At 63.9% G+C, this 19,446-nt stretch carries 17 protein-coding genes; 7 read left to right on the top strand and 10 right to left on the bottom strand.

The annotated features are described in order from the left end of the window. Window positions 1-344: 344 nt before the first annotated feature. Both pssA and ilvC read right to left on the bottom strand, forming a co-directional pair. The gene (pssA, locus tag AB5S05_RS18160) at window positions 345-1,160 is read right to left on the bottom strand and encodes a CDP-diacylglycerol--serine O-phosphatidyltransferase (RefSeq protein WP_369288929.1); all 816 of its coding nucleotides are present in this window, start codon (window positions 1,158-1,160) and stop codon (window positions 345-347) included. Between the two features lie 155 nt (window positions 1,161-1,315). Beyond that, entirely contained in the window at window positions 1,316-2,332 is a 1,017-nt protein-coding gene (gene ilvC / locus AB5S05_RS18155) for a ketol-acid reductoisomerase (protein ID WP_369288928.1), read from the bottom strand. Between the two features lie 122 nt (window positions 2,333-2,454). Here ilvC and ilvY point away from each other — a divergent pair, with 122 nt between their 5' ends. Then, window positions 2,455-3,336 (top strand): HTH-type transcriptional activator IlvY, encoded by an 882-nt coding sequence (gene ilvY, locus AB5S05_RS18150; RefSeq protein WP_369288927.1) that lies wholly within the window; start codon window positions 2,455-2,457, stop codon window positions 3,334-3,336. Window positions 3,337-3,379: 43 nt separating this feature from the next. On the opposite strand, the gene ilvN is transcribed toward ilvY, so the two are convergent. Together ilvN and AB5S05_RS18140 are read right to left on the bottom strand one after the other, a co-directional pair. Beyond that, on the bottom strand, window positions 3,380-3,871 hold the full coding sequence (gene ilvN, locus AB5S05_RS18145) for an acetolactate synthase small subunit (RefSeq protein WP_369288926.1): 492 nt from the start codon (window positions 3,869-3,871) through the stop codon (window positions 3,380-3,382). A gap of 2 nt (window positions 3,872-3,873) precedes the next feature. After that, window positions 3,874-5,598, bottom strand: a complete 1,725-nt coding sequence (locus AB5S05_RS18140; RefSeq protein ID WP_369288925.1) for an acetolactate synthase 3 large subunit — start codon at window positions 5,596-5,598, stop codon at window positions 3,874-3,876. Between the two features lie 407 nt (window positions 5,599-6,005). Here AB5S05_RS18140 and AB5S05_RS18135 point away from each other — a divergent pair, with 407 nt between their 5' ends. After that, window positions 6,006-6,449 (top strand): DUF4124 domain-containing protein, encoded by a 444-nt coding sequence (locus AB5S05_RS18135; protein ID WP_369288924.1) that lies wholly within the window; start codon window positions 6,006-6,008, stop codon window positions 6,447-6,449. A gap of 15 nt (window positions 6,450-6,464) precedes the next feature. Here AB5S05_RS18135 and AB5S05_RS18130 read toward each other — a convergent pair whose 3' ends face one another. The 3 genes from AB5S05_RS18130 to mrcB are packed head-to-tail and all read right to left on the bottom strand — an operon-like array spanning window position 6,465 to window position 9,829. Beyond that, window positions 6,465-6,794, bottom strand: a complete 330-nt coding sequence (locus AB5S05_RS18130; RefSeq protein WP_369288923.1) for a YqcC family protein — start codon at window positions 6,792-6,794, stop codon at window positions 6,465-6,467. Continuing rightward, window positions 6,794-7,459, bottom strand: coding sequence for a tetratricopeptide repeat protein (locus AB5S05_RS18125; protein WP_369288931.1), 666 nt, complete (start codon window positions 7,457-7,459; stop codon window positions 6,794-6,796). The genes AB5S05_RS18130 and AB5S05_RS18125 overlap by 1 nt, the downstream gene beginning before the upstream one ends. A gap of 51 nt (window positions 7,460-7,510) precedes the next feature. Next, window positions 7,511-9,829, bottom strand: a complete 2,319-nt coding sequence (gene mrcB, locus AB5S05_RS18120; RefSeq protein ID WP_369288922.1) for a penicillin-binding protein 1B — start codon at window positions 9,827-9,829, stop codon at window positions 7,511-7,513. 118 nt (window positions 9,830-9,947) lie between these two features. Between mrcB and AB5S05_RS18115 the strand changes: the two genes are divergently transcribed. The 5 genes from AB5S05_RS18115 to AB5S05_RS18095 all read left to right on the top strand — a co-directional run bounded on the left by AB5S05_RS18115 (window position 9,948) and on the right by AB5S05_RS18095 (window position 13,896). Continuing rightward, window positions 9,948-11,510: a bifunctional aminoglycoside phosphotransferase/ATP-binding protein gene (locus AB5S05_RS18115; protein WP_369288921.1), complete on the top strand. Its 1,563-nt coding sequence runs from the start codon at window positions 9,948-9,950 to the stop codon at window positions 11,508-11,510. A 78-nt stretch (window positions 11,511-11,588) separates the two neighbouring features. Then, on the top strand, window positions 11,589-11,933 hold the full coding sequence (locus AB5S05_RS18110) for a pentapeptide repeat-containing protein (RefSeq protein WP_369288920.1): 345 nt from the start codon (window positions 11,589-11,591) through the stop codon (window positions 11,931-11,933). Next, window positions 11,930-12,679, top strand: a complete 750-nt coding sequence (locus AB5S05_RS18105; RefSeq protein WP_369288919.1) for a class I SAM-dependent methyltransferase — start codon at window positions 11,930-11,932, stop codon at window positions 12,677-12,679. The genes AB5S05_RS18110 and AB5S05_RS18105 overlap by 4 nt, the downstream gene beginning before the upstream one ends. Window positions 12,680-12,719: 40 nt before the next feature. Further along, a complete protein-coding gene (locus AB5S05_RS18100; RefSeq protein ID WP_369288918.1) occupies window positions 12,720-12,992 on the top strand; it encodes a TfoX/Sxy family protein in 273 nt (90 codons plus the stop codon). A gap of 106 nt (window positions 12,993-13,098) precedes the next feature. Further along, on the top strand, window positions 13,099-13,896 hold the full coding sequence (locus AB5S05_RS18095; protein WP_369288917.1) for a Crp/Fnr family transcriptional regulator: 798 nt from the start codon (window positions 13,099-13,101) through the stop codon (window positions 13,894-13,896). A 276-nt stretch (window positions 13,897-14,172) separates the two neighbouring features. Here the strand turns inward: AB5S05_RS18095 and AB5S05_RS18090 are convergent, their stop codons facing one another. Genes AB5S05_RS18090 through AB5S05_RS18080 form a run of 3 tightly spaced genes read right to left on the bottom strand, consistent with a single transcriptional unit; the run spans window position 14,173 to window position 19,433 of the window. Further along, window positions 14,173-16,314 (bottom strand): 3'-5' exonuclease, encoded by a 2,142-nt coding sequence (locus tag AB5S05_RS18090; protein ID WP_369288915.1) that lies wholly within the window; start codon window positions 16,312-16,314, stop codon window positions 14,173-14,175. Between the two features lie 3 nt (window positions 16,315-16,317). Beyond that, the gene (locus tag AB5S05_RS18085) at window positions 16,318-16,689 is read right to left on the bottom strand and encodes a response regulator transcription factor (protein WP_369288914.1); all 372 of its coding nucleotides are present in this window, start codon (window positions 16,687-16,689) and stop codon (window positions 16,318-16,320) included. Continuing rightward, window positions 16,686-19,433 carry an ATP-binding protein gene (locus tag AB5S05_RS18080; RefSeq protein ID WP_369288913.1) on the bottom strand — a complete coding sequence of 916 codons (2,748 nt, stop codon included), beginning with the start codon at window positions 19,431-19,433 and terminating at the stop codon, window positions 16,686-16,688. Before AB5S05_RS18080 ends, AB5S05_RS18085 begins: the two co-directional genes overlap by 4 nt. Between the last annotated feature and the right edge of the window lie 13 nt (window positions 19,434-19,446).

The following is a 19,446-nucleotide window of genomic DNA, read 5'->3' as shown; positions in this document are numbered from 1 at the left end:
CAGCGGGAGGCGAATTCTACAGCGTTTCAATCCGCTGTCAACCGCCCTTTTCATCCGCTTTCGATCACCTCGATCGAAGCGCCAACAGGATCAAACCACCACCCCGTCAGCCCGGCGCATTCTACACGGCTTTCGCCGTGCCGCAAGCCCTAAAAACAAGATAACCAATTGATCTACAAGAGGTTTTCCGAAAGGCCTGCGCCGGAAGTGGTGCGCATTATAGGCGCCGCGAAAGGCACGTCAACACCAAACTGCGATATTTCGATCATTAGTCGCTAGACGATCGATGATACTCGACTCCGCGCCTCCTGAGAGCCCCTCAGGAAGCGCGAAACCGAGCCAGATCACTGAACGCTCTTACGACGACGCAGCTGAAGCAAGTATTGCACCGGACCAGAAGCCGCATAGGCCAGGAAGATAATCAGCAGAATACGTGGTGGATCGCTAAACACCACGGCGAAGAGCAGCACCACCGCCAGGATGACCACAAAGGGGACCCGCCCCTTCAGGTCGAGCTCCTTGAAGCTGTGGTACTTAATATTGCTGACCATCAGCATACCGGCTGCAGCGACCAGCACCGCGACGGCGAAGGCCATGTTCGAGCCCTGGATACCGAAGTCACTGAAGGCCCAGACAGTCCCCGCTACCACCCCGGCCGCGGCCGGACTGGCCAGACCAATGAAGTAGCGCTTGTCGGTGGTACCAATCTGCGTATTGAAGCGTGCCAACCGCAGGGCCGCTCCGGCAACATAGATGAATGCAACCATCCAGCCAACCTTGCCCATGCTGCCCAGCGCCCACTCGAAGGCAAGAAGGGCGGGAGCCACACCGAAGGCGACCATGTCCGACAGCGAATCGTATTCCGCGCCAAATGCGCTTTGCGTGTTGGTCAAGCGCGCCACGCGCCCATCGAGGCCATCCAGGACCATGGCGACGAACACCGCAGCGGCGGCGACATAGAAGTTGCCGTTCATGGCATTAATGATGGAGTAGAAGCCGGCGAACAGATTCGCCGTGGTGAACAGGTTAGGCAGCAGATAGACCCCACGATGGCGAACCTTGCGCCCGTCTTCGTCATGCCCTTCCTCGATATGCTCATCAACCGGCAACAGGCTCTCTTCATCGGAGGCCGAATTAGACTCTTCTGGACGTTCGCTCATGTACGACACCTTGCAACGGATTTGAAGAATTTAGCCGAGCGCAACTAGCGCGAGCCACCAATATCGCCGGCTTAACGATCAGGCTTTATACCAGAAGCCTTGCGTCAGAATGAAAAAACGCGGCCAGGGCCGCGTTTTTTCTTACAGCGAAGAACTTAGTTCTTGGCTTTGTCGACGATCTTGTTCGCGGAGATCCACGGCATCATCGAGCGCAGCTGCTCACCGATGATCTCGATGCCATGAGCCGCGTTGTTGCGGCGCTTAGCGGTCATCGACGGATAGTTGGTAGCACCTTCGCTGATGAACATCTTGGCGTACTCACCGTCCTGGATGCGTTTGAGGGCGTTGCGCATGGCTTTGCGCGATTCCTCGTTGATCACTTCCGGGCCAGTCACATACTCGCCGTACTCGGCGTTGTTGGAGATCGAGTAGTTCATGTTGGCGATGCCGCCTTCGTACATGAGGTCGACGATCAGCTTCAGCTCATGCAGGCACTCGAAGTAGGCCATTTCCGGCGCATAACCGGCGTCGACCAGCGTTTCGAAGCCGGCCTTGACCAGCTCAACGCAACCGCCGCACAGAACGGCTTGCTCGCCGAACAGGTCGGTCTCGGTCTCGTCCTTGAAGGTGGTTTCGATGATGCCGGTACGGCCGCCGCCGACGCCCGAAGCGTAGGACAGAGCCACATTCTTGGCATTGCCGGAAGCGTCTTGGTAGATCGCGATCAGGTCGGGGATGCCGCCGCCCTTGACGAACTCGGAGCGCACGGTATGCCCCGGGGCTTTCGGCGCAATCATGATCACGTCGAGATCGGCACGTGGCACGACCTGGTTGTAGTGAATCGAGAAGCCGTGGGAGAAGGCCAGGGTTGCACCCTGCTTGATGTTCGGCTCGATCTCGTTCTTGTACAGCTGGCCCTGAAACTCATCCGGGGTCAGGATCATGACCAGATCGGCAGCAGCAACGGCGCTGGCCACATCGGTGACTTTCAGGCCGTGGGCCTCGGCCTTGGCGACAGTAGCCGAACCCTTGCGCAGACCGATGGTGACGTCGACACCGGAGTCCTTCAGGTTGCATGCCTGGGCGTGGCCCTGAGAGCCATAACCGATGATGGCAACCTTCTTGCCCTGGATGATGGAGAGATCACAATCTTTGTCGTAATACACTTTCATGGTCTTGGCTCTTTTGATCGATAGGGATGGGTGCAAGCACCGCGACGGAGATACCTTAGGTGATCATTCCCATTGCGTAAAATGATATATTTGCAACACAACGTGCCAATATATGAAACACAATGGACAGCCACGCCCTCAGCCTTTTTCTTTCCCTGGCCGACAACCTGCATTTCGGCAAAACCAGCCGCGAGTGCCACGTCAGCCCCTCCGCCCTCAGTCGCAGCATCAAACAACTCGAGGATGAGCTCGGTGCAGCGCTGTTTCTGCGAGACAACCGCTCGGTTCGACTGACTCGCGAAGGGGTCCAGTTTCGCGAATACGCGAGGGAGGTGATGAGTGGCTTGCAGGCCATACGCCAGAGTTTCAAGCAGGATCAACTGATCTTGCACGGAGAACTCTCGCTGTACTGCTCGGTGACCGCCAGCTACAGCTTCCTCTACGACATCCTGAGCAGCTTTCGCCGAGACTACCCACGCATTGAAATGAAGCTGCACACCGGCGATGCGGCCAGGGCCGTGGAGCGCGTACAAGAAGGGGTGGAGGATCTGGCCATCGGCGCACGCCCCGACAACTTGGCAGCGGGTATCGCCTTTCAACCGATTGCCCGCTCCGAGCTGCGCTTCATCGGCCCACTGGCGCCCCAGCTATTGACCGATGAACAACTGAAATACCCCGGCACAGCCAGCTGGCGAGATGTGCCAATGATCCTTTCGGAAGAGGGGCTTGCCCGCACCCGCACGGATCGATGGCTGAAAAGCCACAACATCAAACCGCGGATTTATGCCCAAGTCAGCGGCAACGAAGCGATCGTCAGCATGGTCAGCCTGGGATTTGGCATCGGCGTGGTCCCGCAAATCGTGCTGGATAACAGCCCCCTGGGGGCACACATCCGTACCTACGATATCCAACCACCGCTGACCGCCTACGATATCGGCCTGTTTGCCCTAGAGAAGCGCCTCAACGACCCCCTGATCAATGCCTTCTGGAACCGCCAGGGCTAGAAAAAAGCCCCGCAAATGCGGGGCTTTTTTCTTTGCGGCGCAGTCAGATACTCAGCACCTTGTCGCCGCGGGCAATGCCGGTGACACCGCTACGTACGGTCTCCAGGATCGAGGCCGTGCCTATCGCCTGAATAAAGCTGTCCAGCTTGTCGCTGGTGCCGGCCAGCTGGATGGTGTAGACGCTGGTATTCACGTCGACGATCTGCCCACGGAAGATGTCGGTGGTGCGCTTGACCTCGGCACGCTGGGCGCCGGTGGCCTTGACCTTGACCAGCATCAGCTCGCGCTCGATGTGGGCGCTCTCCGACAAGTCGACCAGCTTGACCACTTCGACCAGTTTGTTGAGGTTCTTGGTGATCTGCTCGATTATTTCATCGTGACCGACCGTGGTGAGCGTCAAACGCGACAACGTCGGGTCCTCGGTCGGCGCCACGGTCAGGCTTTCGATGTTGTAGTTGCGCTGGGAAAACAGTCCAACCACACGGGACAAAGCGCCTGGCTCGTTTTCCAGCAGCAGGGAAATAATGTGTCGCATGATTAGGTCCGCTCCGTCTTGCTCAGCCACATGTCGCGCATCGCACCGTCTTTGATCTGCATCGGGTAGACGTGCTCGCTGGTGTCCACCTGGATATCGAGGAATACCAGACGGTCCTTCAGCGCGAAGGCCTCCTCCATCATCGGCTTCAGATCCTTCAGCTCGGTGATGCGCATGCCAATATGGCCGTAGGCCTCGGCCAGCTTGACGAAATCCGGCAGCGACTCCATGTAGGAATGCGAATGGCGGCTGCCATAGTTCATGTCCTGCCACTGGCGAACCATGCCCAAGGCACCGTTGTTCAGGTTGACGATCTTTACCGGCAGGTCGTACTGCAGGCAGGTCGACAGTTCCTGGATGTTCATCTGGATGCTGCCTTCACCAGTCACGCAGGCGACGTCGTCCTCCGGGAAGCTCAGCTTGACGCCCATGGCGGCAGGGAAGCCGAAGCCCATGGTGCCCAGGCCACCGGAGTTGATCCAGCGATTGGGCTTGTTGAACTTGTAGTATTGCGCGGCAAACATCTGGTGCTGGCCGACGTCGGAAGTGATGAAAGCATCGCCATGGGTCACTTCACACAGCGTTTCGATCACCGTCTGCGGCTTGATGATGCTGCCGTCGCCCTTGTCATAGGGGAACATGCCGCGGCTGCCGCGCCATTCGTCAATCTGCTTCCACCAACTGGCCAGCGCCTCCTTGCTCAGCTTCTCGCCGATCTCTTTGACGATCGCGACCATCTCGGTCAACACGCTGTCCACCGGACCGACAATAGGCACATCGGCCTTGATGGTCTTGGAGATCGAAGCCGGGTCGATGTCGATATGAATGATCTTGGCGTTCGGGCAGAACTTGCTCGCGCCATTGATCACCCGATCATCGAAACGCGCGCCCACTGCAAGAATCACGTCGGCGTGGTGCATCGCCAGGTTGGCCGGATAGCTGCCATGCATGCCCAGCATGCCGAGGAACTGACGATCGCCACCCGGGTAGCCGCCCAGCCCCATCAGGGTATTGGTCACCGGCAGATTGAGCATCTGCGCCAGTTCGGTCAGCGGCGCCGAAGCTCCGCCCATGATCACCCCACCACCGGAGTAGAGAACCGGGCGCTTGGCGCTGAGCAGCAACTCGGCCGCCTTGCGGATCTGCCCGGAATGCCCGCGCAACGCAGGGCTGTAGGAACGCAGCTTGGCTTTCTTGGGGTAGACGTATTCGAATTTTTCCGCCGGGTTGGTCATGTCCTTGGGAATGTCCACGACCACCGGCCCCGGACGACCGGACTGCGCCAGGTAGAAGGCCTTCTTCATCACCTCGGGAATCTCCGAGGCGTGCTTGATCATGAAGCTGTGCTTCACGATCGGCCGGGAGATGCCGATCATGTCGGTTTCCTGGAAGGCATCGGTACCGACCATGTTGCTCGGAACCTGGCCAGACAGCACGACCATCGGAATGGAGTCCATGTAGGCGGTGGCAATACCGGTGATGGCATTGGTCGCGCCGGGCCCGGAGGTCACCAGCACGACGCCGGCCTTGCCGGTCGCACGGGCATAGCCATCGGCCATATGGGTCGCGGCCTGTTCGTGGCGAACCAGGATGTGGTTCACCTCCGGCTCCTTGAACAGGGCATCGTAGATATGCAGCAAGGCACCGCCCGGGTACCCGTAAATATTCTTAACGCCTTCGTCACGCAGGAAGCGGACGACCATTTCAGCGCCGGATAAAAGCTCCACGTTGTTCACCTCTAAAACGCCAGAAAACCGCCCTCGAAAAGGACGGCCTAAGATAGGTTTACTGCCAAGCAGAGCATGAGCGACGGTGGTCGCCGACTACGTCAGCTACTACTGAGCAAGTATTGGGAAATCCCCAAAGTGTTGCGGGGGCTTCCCACCCAGCGCGAGGTAACGCGTTGCGGGTGAAACAGGTCGGCGCGGGTGTGCGCCTCATGTCTGCTGAGCTAAAGCCTGCTTGCGGCGGACTCCACTACAGCGAACGTGGAATTGTTCGGATTAGACGCAGGCAAGTCAAGTGATCCGTATCGGATTCTGCAATCTTCTGCTGTGACGTAGCGCAGGATGACGAATCGAGCATTTTGGTTATAGTAACCACCAAGTAACGCAGCTCACTTAAAGGAAACAGCATGCGCCGTATGATCCTCACCAGCAGCTTGCTGCTCGCCCTGAGCACCCTGAGCACGACCGCCCTGGCTGGCCAAGTGTACAAATGGGTCGACGCACAGGGCGTCACGCACTTCGGCGCGCAGCCACCAGAAGGTCAGCAGGCGACCAGCATCAACACGGCCATCGCGCCAGCCAAGCCGGCCGCAGCCAAGCCGGCGACGACCTTCGACAGCGACACCGATGCGGAGCAGGAAGCGATCGATCGCCAGGTCAAGCAGCAGGTCGCCGAGCAGCAGGCCAAGCGCAAGGAGTATTGCCAGACCGTGAGAACCAACCTGGCACAACTGGAGAACAACCCGCGCCTGCGCGTCGAGGTCGATGGCGAGGTACGCCGCCTGAACGAAGAGGAGCGCCAGCAACGCATCGGCGAAACCAAGAAGGCGATTGCCGACAATTGCCAGTAGCCGCCTGGCGCGACCTTAGGGCGCGCCGGCGATCAGTCGATCGAACTCCCCCAGCAGCCTGATCAAGCCCCTGGCGCGCTCGCTCTGCTCACCATAGACCTGCTCGGCCATGGGCTGAATTCCCGACACGCTGGGCAGGGCCGCGCCCCGCTCGACCAGGGTTTTCATCCGCGGCAGAAAGATCCACTGCAACCATTGCTCGAACGCCAGGGTATCGACACAGAAGGGTTGCTCGCTGGCCAGTGCCTGCGGACTGGGTGGTGTCTCGGCCCACCACCCCTGCACACGCAACTCACGTTCGATCAGCAATAACTGCTCGGCCACGGCAGGCGCGCGTGTATCCATCAGAGGTTTACCCTTGCCCGCTCACGCGCCTGCGCCGCGCCAACCGGGTCGCCCTGGCGCTCACGAGCCTGGGCAATCAGGTTCCACAGACTGGCCTGCAATGCCGGTCGACCGCTGGCATAACTCAAGCCGCGCCGGGCAAATTGCTCGGCCTGCGCCGCATCGCCTTGAGCCAGTCGAACTTCAGCCAAGCGGTAGAGCACCTGCGGTTCCCGGGGCGCGATACGCTGAGCGCGTTCCAGGCTGGAGGCGGCCCCATTCAGATCGCCACTGCTTTGCAATTGCTGGGCAGTGGTCAGCAACGCCAGGACCGGACCATCCAGCTGCTCATCGGCGGCCAGACCGCCCGAGCTCGGGATACTGCTTGGCATCACCGGAGCCGGCGCGCTGTATGCACCCGCACCCAACGGATCGACACTCAGCGGCTGACTGGTGATGCCTGCACCGTTCTGATTGGGCGCCGGGAACGTCTGAATCGGCGCCGAACTGCCCGCCGCGTCCGGCACCATGACCACCACACCGGAATCCTGGGGCAGGGTTTGCGGCGCCCGGTTGGCCGGGGCCGAATAACCAGGCGCGCCCTCCTGCTGCTCGTAGACCGAGCCACTGGAATCGACGACCGGAATCGAACCGCGCGGCACGCTGGCACAACCGCCAAGCGCCATCGAAGCTGTTAGAGCAGGAACCCACCACTTGATCACTTCATACCCTCTCACTTAATCCAACCAGCCCCGCACCCAGTCCATGACCGAGTCCACCGGGGCCTGGAGTCCGCAGGCGCCGCCCGGAACGGGCTCGCTACCGCGAATATATGGCATCTGCACCGCATTCGGGCAGCTCGGATCGGACCCCGCACCGCTATTGGCATCCACCCAGGCCTGCACAACGTTATCCGGCATCGGCATATCCAGCGGCAGCGGATCGGCCTGGCGCATAAAGCTGGTCCACACCTGCAGTGCACCGCTGGCGCCGGTCAGCGGCGTCGGTCCATTGTCGTCACGCCCGAGCCAAACCACTGCCAGCAGGTCCTGGCTGAAACCGGCGAACCAGCTGTCGCGCGAATCGTTGCTGGTGCCAGTCTTGCCAGCCAGCGCCAGGGACCTCGGCAACTGGTTGTACACCGAACGCCCCGTGCCCTCGTGCATGGTGCGCTGCATGGCATTTTGCAGCAGGTAGATCGCCCCGGCGTCGAACCGCTGCTGGATCTGGAACGGGTAGCGTTTGAGCGGCTGACCCTCGGCGGTCAGGACACTGCGGATACCCCGCAGCGGAGTGTTGAAACCACCATTGGCCAAGGTCTGGTACATACCCGCCACCTCCATCGGCGTCAACGCGCCGGCTCCCAGCAGCATCGAGGGATAGGCCGGCCACTTACGCTCGACACCGAGACGCTCTAGAGTTTTGAGTACATTAGGCACGCCCAGTTCCAGCCCCAGCTTGGCGGTGGACAGGTTGTAGGAGTTGACCAGCCCCTGGTACAGATAGATGGTGCCATGGGCCTTGCGGTCGTAGTTCTGCGGTGTCCACACCTGGCCGTCCTGGCCTTTGATGGAAAACGGCTGGTCCTCCACCAGGCTGGTCAAGGTGTACTGACTGGGGTGCTCCAGCGCCGTCAGATAGATCGCCGGCTTGACCAGCGAACCGATCGGCCGCAACGCATCCAGGGCGCGGTTGAAGCCGGCGTAGCGCGGCTGGCGACTGCCGAGCAAGGCCTGCACTTCACCCGTTTCCGGATTGGTCACCACCATGCCAGCCTCCACCTGATCGACCCCCTTGCGCCCCGACAGGCGCTTGAGCGAGTCGGCCAGGGCGCTTTCGGCCTTGAGCTGGAGGATCGGATCGAAACTGGTAAAGATACGCAGCCCTTCCTCGGTCAGGTCCTCCTCGCGATAGTCCTCGCGCAACTGGCGCTTGACCAGATCGAGAAAGGCTGGAAAGGAGCTATTGGCAATGCTGCCGCGCGGCGTCACACCCAGCGGCTTCTGCTTGGCCACCGCGGCCTGCTCGGCCGACACCACGCCTTGCTCGACGAGCACATCGAGCACCAGGTTGCGCCGCTGCAACGCGCGCTCGGGATTGCGCCGCGGATTGTAGTAGGTCGGCCCCTTGACCATGCCGACCAGCAGGGCCACCTGTTCGAGCTTCAGCTCCGACAGCGGCTGGCTGAAAAAGTACTGGCTGGCCAGGCCGAACCCGTGGATCGAGCGCTGGCCATCCTGACCGAGGAACACCTCGTTGAGGTAGGCCTCGAGAATGTCCTGCTTGTCGTAATGCAACTCGAGCAACACCGCCATCATGGCTTCGGTGGCCTTGCGGGTCAGGCTGCGCTCGTTGCTCAGGTAGAAGTTCTTGACCAATTGCTGGGTCAGGGTACTGCCGCCCTGACGCACCTCGCCGGCCGTGGCATTGATCCACACCGCGCGGGCAATCGACTTGGGCGATACGCCGAAATGGTTGAAGAACTCACGGTCCTCCACCGCCACCAGGGTTTCCACCAGATAGGGCGGCACCTGATCCAGCTTGATCAGTACCCGGTCTTCCTGGTGGGCCGGATACAAACCGCCGATCAGCAGCGGCTCCAGGCGAGCGACGGCCAGAGTACCGCCATTGGCCTGATTCAGGCCGGCGACATAATCGCCGGAGAAACGCACCCGCACCCGCTGCGCCGGCTCGCTGCTTTCATAGAACTGGAAGCCACGCGAATGCAGTTCCAGGCTGTTGCCCGCCACTGCCACCTCACCCGGCCCTGTTACGCTGCCAGTCCGGCGATAGCCGAGTGCATCCAGCTCCTTGAGGAAGTCATCCTTGGCCAGTTTCTGGCCGACGAACAGCTCGAGCGGCCGGGCATAGACCTTGGCCGGCACGGTCCAGCGCTTGCCGGAGAACTTCTCCTGGACCACGGCATCGAGGTAAACCGCAAAGCCGGCCAGCACGACCAAACCGACCAGGCCGAGCTTGAAAGCCCAGCCAAGCCAGGGGCGCCTGCCCGGCGAGCGACGTTTTGAACGAGAACGGGGAGATCGGGTACGAGTCATGGCGCGGCATTATACGCACTTTGCCTGGTGCCGGCAGGCGCAGCCCGGCGGTTTGCAGAGCGGCTCACAGCCGCCATAATGCCCGCCTCCTATTTAGTCCGAAAGCCAAGGATCGCCCGTGAGCCACGCTCTGATCACCGCCCTGCAGAACCCGGCCCTCTACCCTCATCCGGTGGACGCTTTCCAGGTCATCGAGACGCATATCTCCTGGGTTCTGCTGACCGGGCCCTACGCCTACAAGATCAAGAAACCGATGGACTTCGGCTTTCTCGACTTCACCACGCTGGCGTCGCGCAAGCACTTCTGCGAGGAGGAAGTGCGCCTTAACCAGCGCCTGACCGAGGATCTGTACCTGCAGGTGCTGCCCATCACCGGCAATGAGCAGGCGCCGCAACTGGGAGGCGACGGCGAGGCCATCGAGTACGCGGTGCAGATGCGCCAGTTCCCGCAGAGCCAGCTGCTCGGCGAGGTACAGGCTCGCGGCGAGCTGAACGATGCGCATATCGACGAGCTGGCCCAGTTGATCGCCCGCTTCCACCTGGACGCGCCACGGGTTGCAGCCGAGCATCCGCTTGGCACGCCGGAGGCGGTCATGAGCCCGGTGCGGCAGAATTTCGAGCAGATTCGCCCGCTGCTTGGCGACAAGGCCAACCTGCAGCAGCTAGATGCCCTGCAGGCCTGGGCCGAAAGCAGCTTCGAACGCCTGCAGCCGCTGCTCGAGCAGCGCAAGGCCGAGGGTTTCATCCGCGAATGCCACGGCGACATCCACCTGGGCAACGCCACCCTGCTCGACGACCACGTAGTGCTGTTCGACTGCATCGAATTCAATGAGCCCTTCCGCCTGATCGACATCGTCTCGGACGCCGCCTTCCTCGCCATGGACCTGGAAGACCGTGGCCTCAAGCCCCTGTCCCGGCGCTTTATCAGCGCCTGGCTGGAGCACACCGGCGACTATGCTGGACTGGAACTGCTGAACTTCTACAAGGCCTACCGGGCCATGGTTCGCGGCAAGGTCAGCCTGTTCCGCCTCGGCCAGGAGCAGGATGCCGTCCAGCGCGCCGTGATTCTGCGCCAGTACCGCCGCTATGCGGCCTTGGCGGAAAGCTACAGCGCCATCCCCTCGCGCTTCCTGGCCATCACCCACGGCGTTTCTGCCGTCGGCAAGAGCCATGTCGCCATGCGTCTGGTCGAGGCGCTGGGGGCCATTCGCCTGCGCTCGGACGTCGAACGCAAGCGCCTGTTCGGCGAGCAACCGGATGAGCAGCAGGGCCAGCTGCACGGCGGCATCTACAGCCAGGATGCCAGCGCGGCTACCTACGAGCGTCTGCATCAACTGGCCAATGCGGCGTTGCACGCCGGCTTCCCGGTGGTAATCGACGCCACCTATCTCAAGCAGGCCCAGCGCCTGGCGGCGTGGCAGATCGCCGAGGAAACCGGCGTGCCCTTCCTGATCCTCGACTGCCAGGCGCCGGAAGCGGTGATCGCCGGCTGGCTGGCCAAGCGCCAGGCCGACGGCCGGGACCCGTCCGATGCCACCCTGGACGTGGTCCACGCCCAGCAGGCCAGCCGCGAAGCGCTGAGCGAGGATGAACTGGCCCACAGCAAGCGTGTCGATACCGACCAGAGCGCCAGCCTGGACAGCCTGGTGGCGCGCATCCGCCAGCGCCTGCCCGGGCTCTGAGCGCCCCCTGGCAGCCCGCGGCGGGCAAAAACCGCCGCGGCTTCTATACTCGCCGGGAACCCCTGTGGAAGTCCCGCGATGAGCAAGCCAAGCCAGCTCGATTGCCCGCTCTATCAGCTACTACGCCGCGATGACGTCGCCGCCTTCAACGCCCAGAAGCCCGCCAGCGGCGAGATCGACCTGAGCGGCGGCGACTTCCGCGGCCTCGACCTGCGAGAGCTGGATACCCAGCGGGTCAACTTCCGCGACGCCTACTTCCGCGGCGCCGATCTGCGCGGCCTGGATCTGCGCGAGGCGCAGCTGGAGGGTGCCAGCCTGGCCCATGCGCAGATTTCCGGCAGCTACTTTCCGGTCGAGCTGAGCGCCGACGAGATCCTCATGTCGGTCAACTTCGGCACCCGCCTGCGCTATCGCAGCAAATGAACGAGGTCAGTCAGCTGTTCGACGCCCGCGCCGGCGCCTATGCCAGCTTCCGCCCGCACTACCCGGCGGCCCTGTTCGACTGGCTGAGCCGGCACTGCCGAGACCACCAACGCGCCCTGGATCTGGCCTGCGGCAACGGTCAGGCCAGCCAGCGGCTGCCCCGTTACTTCACCCGGGTGCTGGCCAGCGATGCGAGCCTCGGCCAACTGCGCGCCGCCGGGACCATACCGGGCGTCAGCTTCTACGCCGCCAGCGCCGAAACGCAGCCGCTGGCCGACGCCAGCCTCGACCTGATCGTGGTCGCCCAGGCCCTGCACTGGTTCGCCGGCCCCGCGTTCTTTGCCGAAGTCGCCCGTCTGCTCAAGCCCGGCGGCCTGTTCTGCGCCTGGTGCTACAGCCTGATGAGCATCGACGAGCGCCTGGATCCGCTGATCGACGCCTTCTATCGAGAAACCCTGAAGGATTACTGGCCGCAGGGGCGTGCCAGCGTCGACGCCGGCTACCGCGATATCCAGATGCCCTTCGCGCGAATCGAAGCGCCAACCTTCGCCATCGAGGCGCATTGGCACTTCGACCACCTGACCGGCTACCTGCGTACCTGGTCGGCGGTGCAGCGCTGGGAACGGCAGCATGGCCGCGACCCGGTGTCCGAACTGATCCCGCAATTGCGCCAGGCCTGGGGCGATGGCGAACCGGTGCGCCTGGTGCGCTGGCCGCTACACTTGCTCACAGGCATCCGGAACTGAGTGCACGTCGCCTTACCCTTGAGCGGCGCCAGGAGGCTTGATGAACGATGAACTGCAACACCTGAAGAACCTGGGCAAAACCTCCGCACAGTGGCTGCATGCGGCCGGCATCCACAGCGCCAACGACTTGCGCCGGCTAGGAGCGGTCGACGCCTACCGGGCGGTGCGCGCGCGCGGTTTCCGAGCTTCCAAGGTGCTGCTGTATGCCATCGAGGGAGCCCTGCTCGATGTCCACTGGAACGAGTTGCCGCCGGCGCACAAGGCCGAGCTCAACGGCCAGCTCGATGCCCAACCGCCGCACAACAAGAGCTAGCTCACAACCTCCAAGCAGAGTGATTTACCTAGAGCCTGACAGCACTTATTGTCTGAGGGCCTTTGGTGCGCCTTAGTCAGCCCAGTCAGTTCAAGGAATTACGCTCATGTATCTACTCGGGGAGCAACCGGCCTACGCCGACCAGCTGATCAACCGACTGCAAAGCATCCCTCCCCAGCTGCTGGAAGGCCTCGAACCCTGCGCTGCGCCGCTGCAACTCGAAGGCGTCGAGGACCTGGCCCAGGCGCTACCGGACGACCAGCTGTTCATCATCGACAACGGTCTGCTGCATGCACTGGTCGACGGCCGCCCGCTGTTCTATCTGCAGGAAGGCGACCTGGTCGGCCTGCGCCAGGGCATCGACCTGCCCAGCTGCCGCCTGAGCAGCGAAGAGCCGATCAGCCTGATTCCCTACTCGCGCAGCGAGGTGTTCACGCACATCTATCACGACCCGGCCCGCCAGGAACTGCTGGTGCAATACCTGATCGGCCATACGGCGCTGCTCTCCGACGCCCTGGCGCGGCTGAAGCAACCGGAGATCCGTCCCGCCACCGGCTTCCAGCACTTCGCCACCGGCGAGGAGCTGATCCACCAGGGCGATGCCGCCGACCATGTGTTCATCATCATCGAGGGCCACGCCGAGGCCTACGTCGACGGACACAAGGTCGGCGACGTGCAGAAAGACGAGATCTTCGGCGCCATGGCGGTATTCACCCGGGAAAAACGCAGCGCCACCGTCCTGGCCACCGAACCCTGCACGGTCATGGTGATCCCCAAGGAGCAGTTCCTCAGCCTGATGCAGAGCAACCCGCGGATCGCCCACAGCCTGATCGAGAGCATGGCCCGGCGTATCGACCTGCTGAACAAGGAGGTCACCCAGCTGCGCCTGCCCGCCGAAGCCTGACCCGGCACGCGCAACGCAACCCAACGAACCCGGCCTTGTGCCGGGTTCGGCGTTCTGGGCTCCGGCCACAGCAATAAAAATAGTTCTCATTAGTGTTGACTTGCAAATGAGAATTGCTATTATCTACCCAACTGGTCGCGAGATCAGTCGATAAGCGCAAGGAGCCAGCAGTCGGCTTCTTCTGGTTATCTCCTCATCAGGCTAATCACGGTTATTGACCCGGCACGTGCCGGGTCTTTTTTTGCCTGCTCGAATGTTCCCGTCATTGCACAGCGGCTAGTACTCCAGCTTGGAGTAATAGGTCTTCTGCGACGCCTCGCGGGCCTGGCGCAGGGTGTGGATGCCACGCTCGGCCAGCAGCGGGAGCAGCTTGAGGAACACCTCGGCGGTGACCATCGCATCGCCCAACGCGGTATGCCGACCCACCACCTGGACGCCGAGACGCGCGGCGATCCGCTCCAGGCGATGTTCATCGGCGTTATGGCCCGGATGCGCCAGGGCCGAAAGCAGCAGGGTATCGAGCAGCGGCTGGATGAAGCGCACGCCGGTCTGCTGCTCCTTGAGTTGCAGGAAGCGCATGTCGAACGCCGCGTTGTGGGCGACCAGCACGGTGTCCTCGGCGAAGCGCTGGAACAGCGGCAGCACCTGACCGATGCTCGGCTGCCCGGCGAGCATCTCCGGGGTCAGGCCGTGCACCTGTTGCGACTCGCGCGGGATCGAGCGGTGCGGATCGATCAACTGCTCGAAGCATTCCTGCTTGAGCAGATGACCGTTGACGATGCGCACCGCGCCGATCGAGATGATCTCGTCGCCCTCGGACGGCGCCAGGCCGGTGGTCTCGGTGTCGAACACGGTGAAGGACAACTCGGTAAGCGGCCGCTCGTCGAGCTCCGGGGTCTGCCCCGGCTGGCTGAACAGGTCGAAGTCGTAGTACACCGGCCGCCCCTGCACCTGCGTCGGCATCTCGCCCAATGGCTCGGGCTCGCTGGTGGGCAGTTGCAGGTAGAGGCGATTGCCCCCCGCCTCGCGGTCGCTCTGGCACCAGAGCTCGCCGCCATGCCGTTCCAGCACCTCGCGCAGGGTGGAGCCGCCTGGCGCCTCCCCGGCCAGGCTGCACGGCCGCTCCTCCCACTCGTGCAACAACTCCGGCGCCAGTGGCTGGCCGTCCCAGCGCAGGGCCAGGCGCACGAAACCCGGCTCGCCCGTCAGCTCGAAGTCGACCTCATGGATCGCGCAGGCCGCGGCCAGTGCCCCCATCAGCTGGGTCAGCGCCTGCACCAGCGAATAGCTGTCCAGGCTCAGCCAATAGGCCTCGCTGCCATCCTCATAGTGGGCGGTCACCCCGAGCGCGGAGTCGAAGTTGCGCTGCAGGGCCAGCAGCAGGTCGCTGGCCAGCATGTCCTCCAGCGGCCATTGCGGGCGCAGGATATCAGCGTGCCGCGCCAGGGTCTGCTGCAGCTGCCGGGACAGTCGCTGCGCCTCGTCGAGGATCACCGCGCCGAAGCGCTGGCGCTGCTCGTCATCCATCTGCGGGTACTGCTGCACGGTTTCGGCGGCGGCGCGGATGTTGCCCAGGGCCGCGCGGCTGCCCTCGGTGAGCTGCAGCAGCAGGGCATCGCGGCGACTGTTGAGCTCGACCGAACGGGTGATGTCCTCGAGGATCAGGATGAAGCCGATCAGCTCGTCCTGCGCATCCTGCAAGGGCACCATCTGCGCGCGCAGCAGGTGCACGCCGCGGGCGCTGACGAACTGCGCCACCGGGCGCGGGCTGTGCTGTTCGAGGCGTCGGCGCACCCGCTCCAGGGCATGCACGATCAGGCGCTGGTCGAGAATGCCGAAGATCGAGCGGCCCAGGCCGACCGGCGCGCCGCCGGCGTCGTCCGCGCCCGAGGCCAGCAGCAGGCTGGCGCGGGTGTTGTACAACAGGATGCGGCCCTCGCGGTTACACACCAGCACGCTCTGGGCCAGTTCGGACATGAGCGCGGCCAGGCGGTTCTTCTCCTGTTCCAGGCGCGCGTTGGCCTCCTCGATGCGCTCGGCCACCTCCTGCTGCAGGGCGCAGTTGGCGTCGGCGAAGGCGTTCAGCGCCACCGCCAGCCGGCGCATCGGTGCCGCGCCCGCCGGCGTCACACGGTGCCCGGGGTTGACCCGGTGGATGATGTCGACCTCTTCGGCCAGCCGCGCCGCCGCTTCCGGGTAGGCCGCCAGGGCCAGGCGCAGCAGCGCGCCGAGCAACGCCAGCAGCAACCCGCCCAACACCACCAGCAGGGCCCCGCGCCCGGCCAGCAGCGCCGTCAGGGCATCGCGCTCGGCGTCGCTCAGGTCGCTCCAGAGCAGCGCCCCGGCGAGCAGCAGCACGCCGCCCAGGCCCAGCCCCAGGCCGAGCAGCCAGGCGGCAAAACGCAGGCGCGGGCGCATCGGCTAGGTGTCCGCCAGCAGGTCGCGCACCTGCGCCAGCAGTTCCTGGGTCGAGAACGGCTTGCTGATGTAGGCATCGGCGCCCAGCGCCAGGCCCTTGCTGACCTCCACCTCACGGCCCTTGGCGGTCAGCATGACGATGCGCATGGCCTGCCAGGCCGGATTCTCGCGGATCTTCTGGCACAGGTCGTAGCCGCTCAGCCGCGGCATCATCACGTCGAGCAGCAGCAGGTCGGGCGGCTCGCGCTGAATCGCCTCCCAGGCCTGCTGGCCATCATGGGCGACCTGCACCTGGTAGCCGGCCTGTTGCAGGAGAAACTCCAGGGAAATGACGATGTTCGGCTCGTCGTCGGCGATCAACACGCGCTTGCTCATGGTTCATCCTCCGTCTTGCCGCCCGCAAGCGGCAGGTTAAAGGAAAAGGTCGCGCCCTGCCCCGGCGCACTCCGCACCCACAGCCGGCCGCCGAAGTGCTCGACGATCTGCCGGCTGATAGGCAGCCCCAGGCCCGTGCCCTGGGGCTTGGCGGTGAGGTTGTCGCCGACCTGGCGAAACTTCTCGAAGATGGTTTGCTGGTCGGCCGGCTCGATACCCGCCCCATTGTCGCTCACGTCCACCTGCAGTGCCTCGGGCAGCACCTGCACCGCGAGCCTGATCCGACCGGCCCGGGGATCGCAGAACTTCGCCGCATTGGCGATCAGGTTGAGCAGCACCTGCAGCAGGCGGTCGCGGTCGGCCTGCACCGGTGGTACCTGCGCCGGCAGCTGCAGCTCGAGTTGCACGCCCCGCTCCTGCAGCAGCTGGCTGGTGGTGGCCAGCGCATCCTCGATAACCTCGCCCAGATCCAGCGCCGCGCTGTGCCATTCGGCGCGCCCCGATTCGAGCTTGGCCAGGTCCAGCACCTGGTTGATCAGGCGAGTCAGGCGCTCGCTTTCCTTGACGATGATAGCGATGAAGCGCGCACGCTGCGCCGGCTCCAGCTCCGGGTTGTCGTTGAGGATCTCGGAGAAGGCGCGGATCGAGGTCAACGGCGTGCGCAACTCGTGGGTGACGGTGGAGATGAAATCGTCCTTCAGCCGGTCGAGTTCCTGCAGCCGCGCATTGGCCGCGCGCAGCTCGGCGGTCGCCGCCTCCAGTTCCCGCGACTGCTGCTCCAGGCGCCGGCTGTAGGCCAGCACCTGGGAGGCCTCGTCGAGGATGCCGAGCACCTCGTCCATGCCCAGCGGCTCCTCCTGCACCACCGAGGCCAGCATCACCCGCGCCGAGGCCGTGCCGATCGCCCCGGCCAGCTGCTGCTCGGTGAAATGCACCAGCCCGGCGTCCGGCTCCAGCTGGTCGCTGGCGGCAAGACCGCGCTGCCGGGCGTACTCGGCGAAGGCTTCGGCGGCCCGCGCCGGCCCCAGGAAACGCCCGACCAGGGCGATCACCTCCTGCACCGAGGCGCTGCCGCGCCACAGGCCGGCGCCGCGACCGACCACCCTGAAGGCATCGACGAACAGCAGCGCCTGGGCGTGTTCGCGGCTGCTCTGCTGGCTGAACAGCGACACCCCGACATAGGCGCCGAGATTACCCAGCAGGCTCCAGAACAGCGAATGGCCGATTTCATCGAGGCCGACCAGGCCGAACAGCGCCTGCGGCTTGAGCCAGGCGATGGCCAGTGGACCCTGCTCGATGAACGCCAGTGGCAACCAGCCGGACTTGGCGAACGCCGGCAGCAGCAGGGTGTAGGCCCACAACAGGAACCCCAGCAGCAGGCCGCTCAGGGCGCCGGCCCGGGTGCCCTGCTTCCAGTACATGCCACCGAGCATGGCCGGGGCGAACTGCGCCACCGCGGCGAACGACACCAGGCCGATCGACACCAGCGCATAGGCCTCGCCGGCCGCCCGGTAGTACAGGTAGCCGAGCAGCATCAGCAACACGATGGCGCCGCGGCGGATGCCCAGCAGCAGCCCCGACAGGTCGCTGCGCCGCGCCAGGCCGATGGCCTTCCAGCGCAGCAGCAGGGGCATCGCCAGGTCGTTGCAGATCATTGTCGACAGGGCGATGGTCTCGACGATGACCATGCCGGTGGCGGCCGACAGCCCGCCGACGAACACCAGCAGGGCCAGGGCCTGCTGCTGATGGAGCATGGGCAGGGTGAGGACGAAGGTGTCGGCGTCCACCGCGCCATCGGCAAACTGCATCAGGCCGGCGAAGGTGATCGGCAGGACGAACAGGTTGATCGCCAGCAGGTACAGCGGGAACAGCCAGATGGCCTTGGCCAGGTGCTCCTCGTTGACATTCTCGACCACGCTGATCTGGAACTGGCGCGGCAGGAACAGCAGCGACAGCAGCGACAGGAAAATCAGCGCCGCCCAGGAACCGTAGGTGCCGGCCGGGCCGCCGAGAGTCAGCAGGCGATCGATCCCGGGCAGCCGCTCGGCCTGCTCGAACAGGTCGGCGAAGCCGTGATACAGGCCGAAGGTGACGAACAGGCCGACCGCCAGGAAGGCCAGCAGCTTGACCAGCGACTCGAAGGCGATGGCCGCGACCATGCCTTCGTGGCGCTCGGTGGCGTCCAGGTGGCGGGTGCCGAAGACGATGGTGAAGGCCGCCAGCAGCAGCGCGACGTAGAGCGCGGTGTCCTGCAACGGCCCCAGCGCCTGGCCCTGGTGCGGCATCTGAATTGCCGGGTACTGCCAGAGGATCAGGAAGCTGCTGGACACCGCCTTGAGCTGCAGGGCGATGTAGGGAATCACCCCGATCACCGCGATCAGCGTCACCAGGCCGCCGAGCAGCGCACTCTTGCCGTAGCGGGCGGCAATGAAGTCGGCGATCGAGGTGATGCGGTTGGCCTTGCTGATGCGCACCATCTTGCGCAGCACCAGCCAGAACAAGGCCGCCATCAGGGTCGGGCCGAGGTAGATCGGCAGGAAGCCGACGCCGCTGGCCGCCGCCCGGCCGACGCTGCCGTAGAAGGTCCAGGAGGTGGCGTACACCGCCATCGACAGCGCGTAGATATAGGGATTGGCGATGATCGAACGGCCGGCGTCGGCGCGCTTGTCGCCCCAGTAGGCGATGGCGAAGAGGATGCCCAGGTAGGCAGCGGAGGTCAGCAGGATCAGGCCACCGAGCGGCATGGGCAGTGCTCCC

Source organism: Pseudomonas zhanjiangensis (genome assembly GCF_041027545.1).
In the GTDB taxonomy this organism is placed as follows: Bacteria; Pseudomonadota; Gammaproteobacteria; order Pseudomonadales; family Pseudomonadaceae; genus Aquipseudomonas; species Aquipseudomonas zhanjiangensis.
Note: the sequence above shows the minus strand (reverse complement) of the source record. Positions and strands in the feature narration are given on the sequence as shown.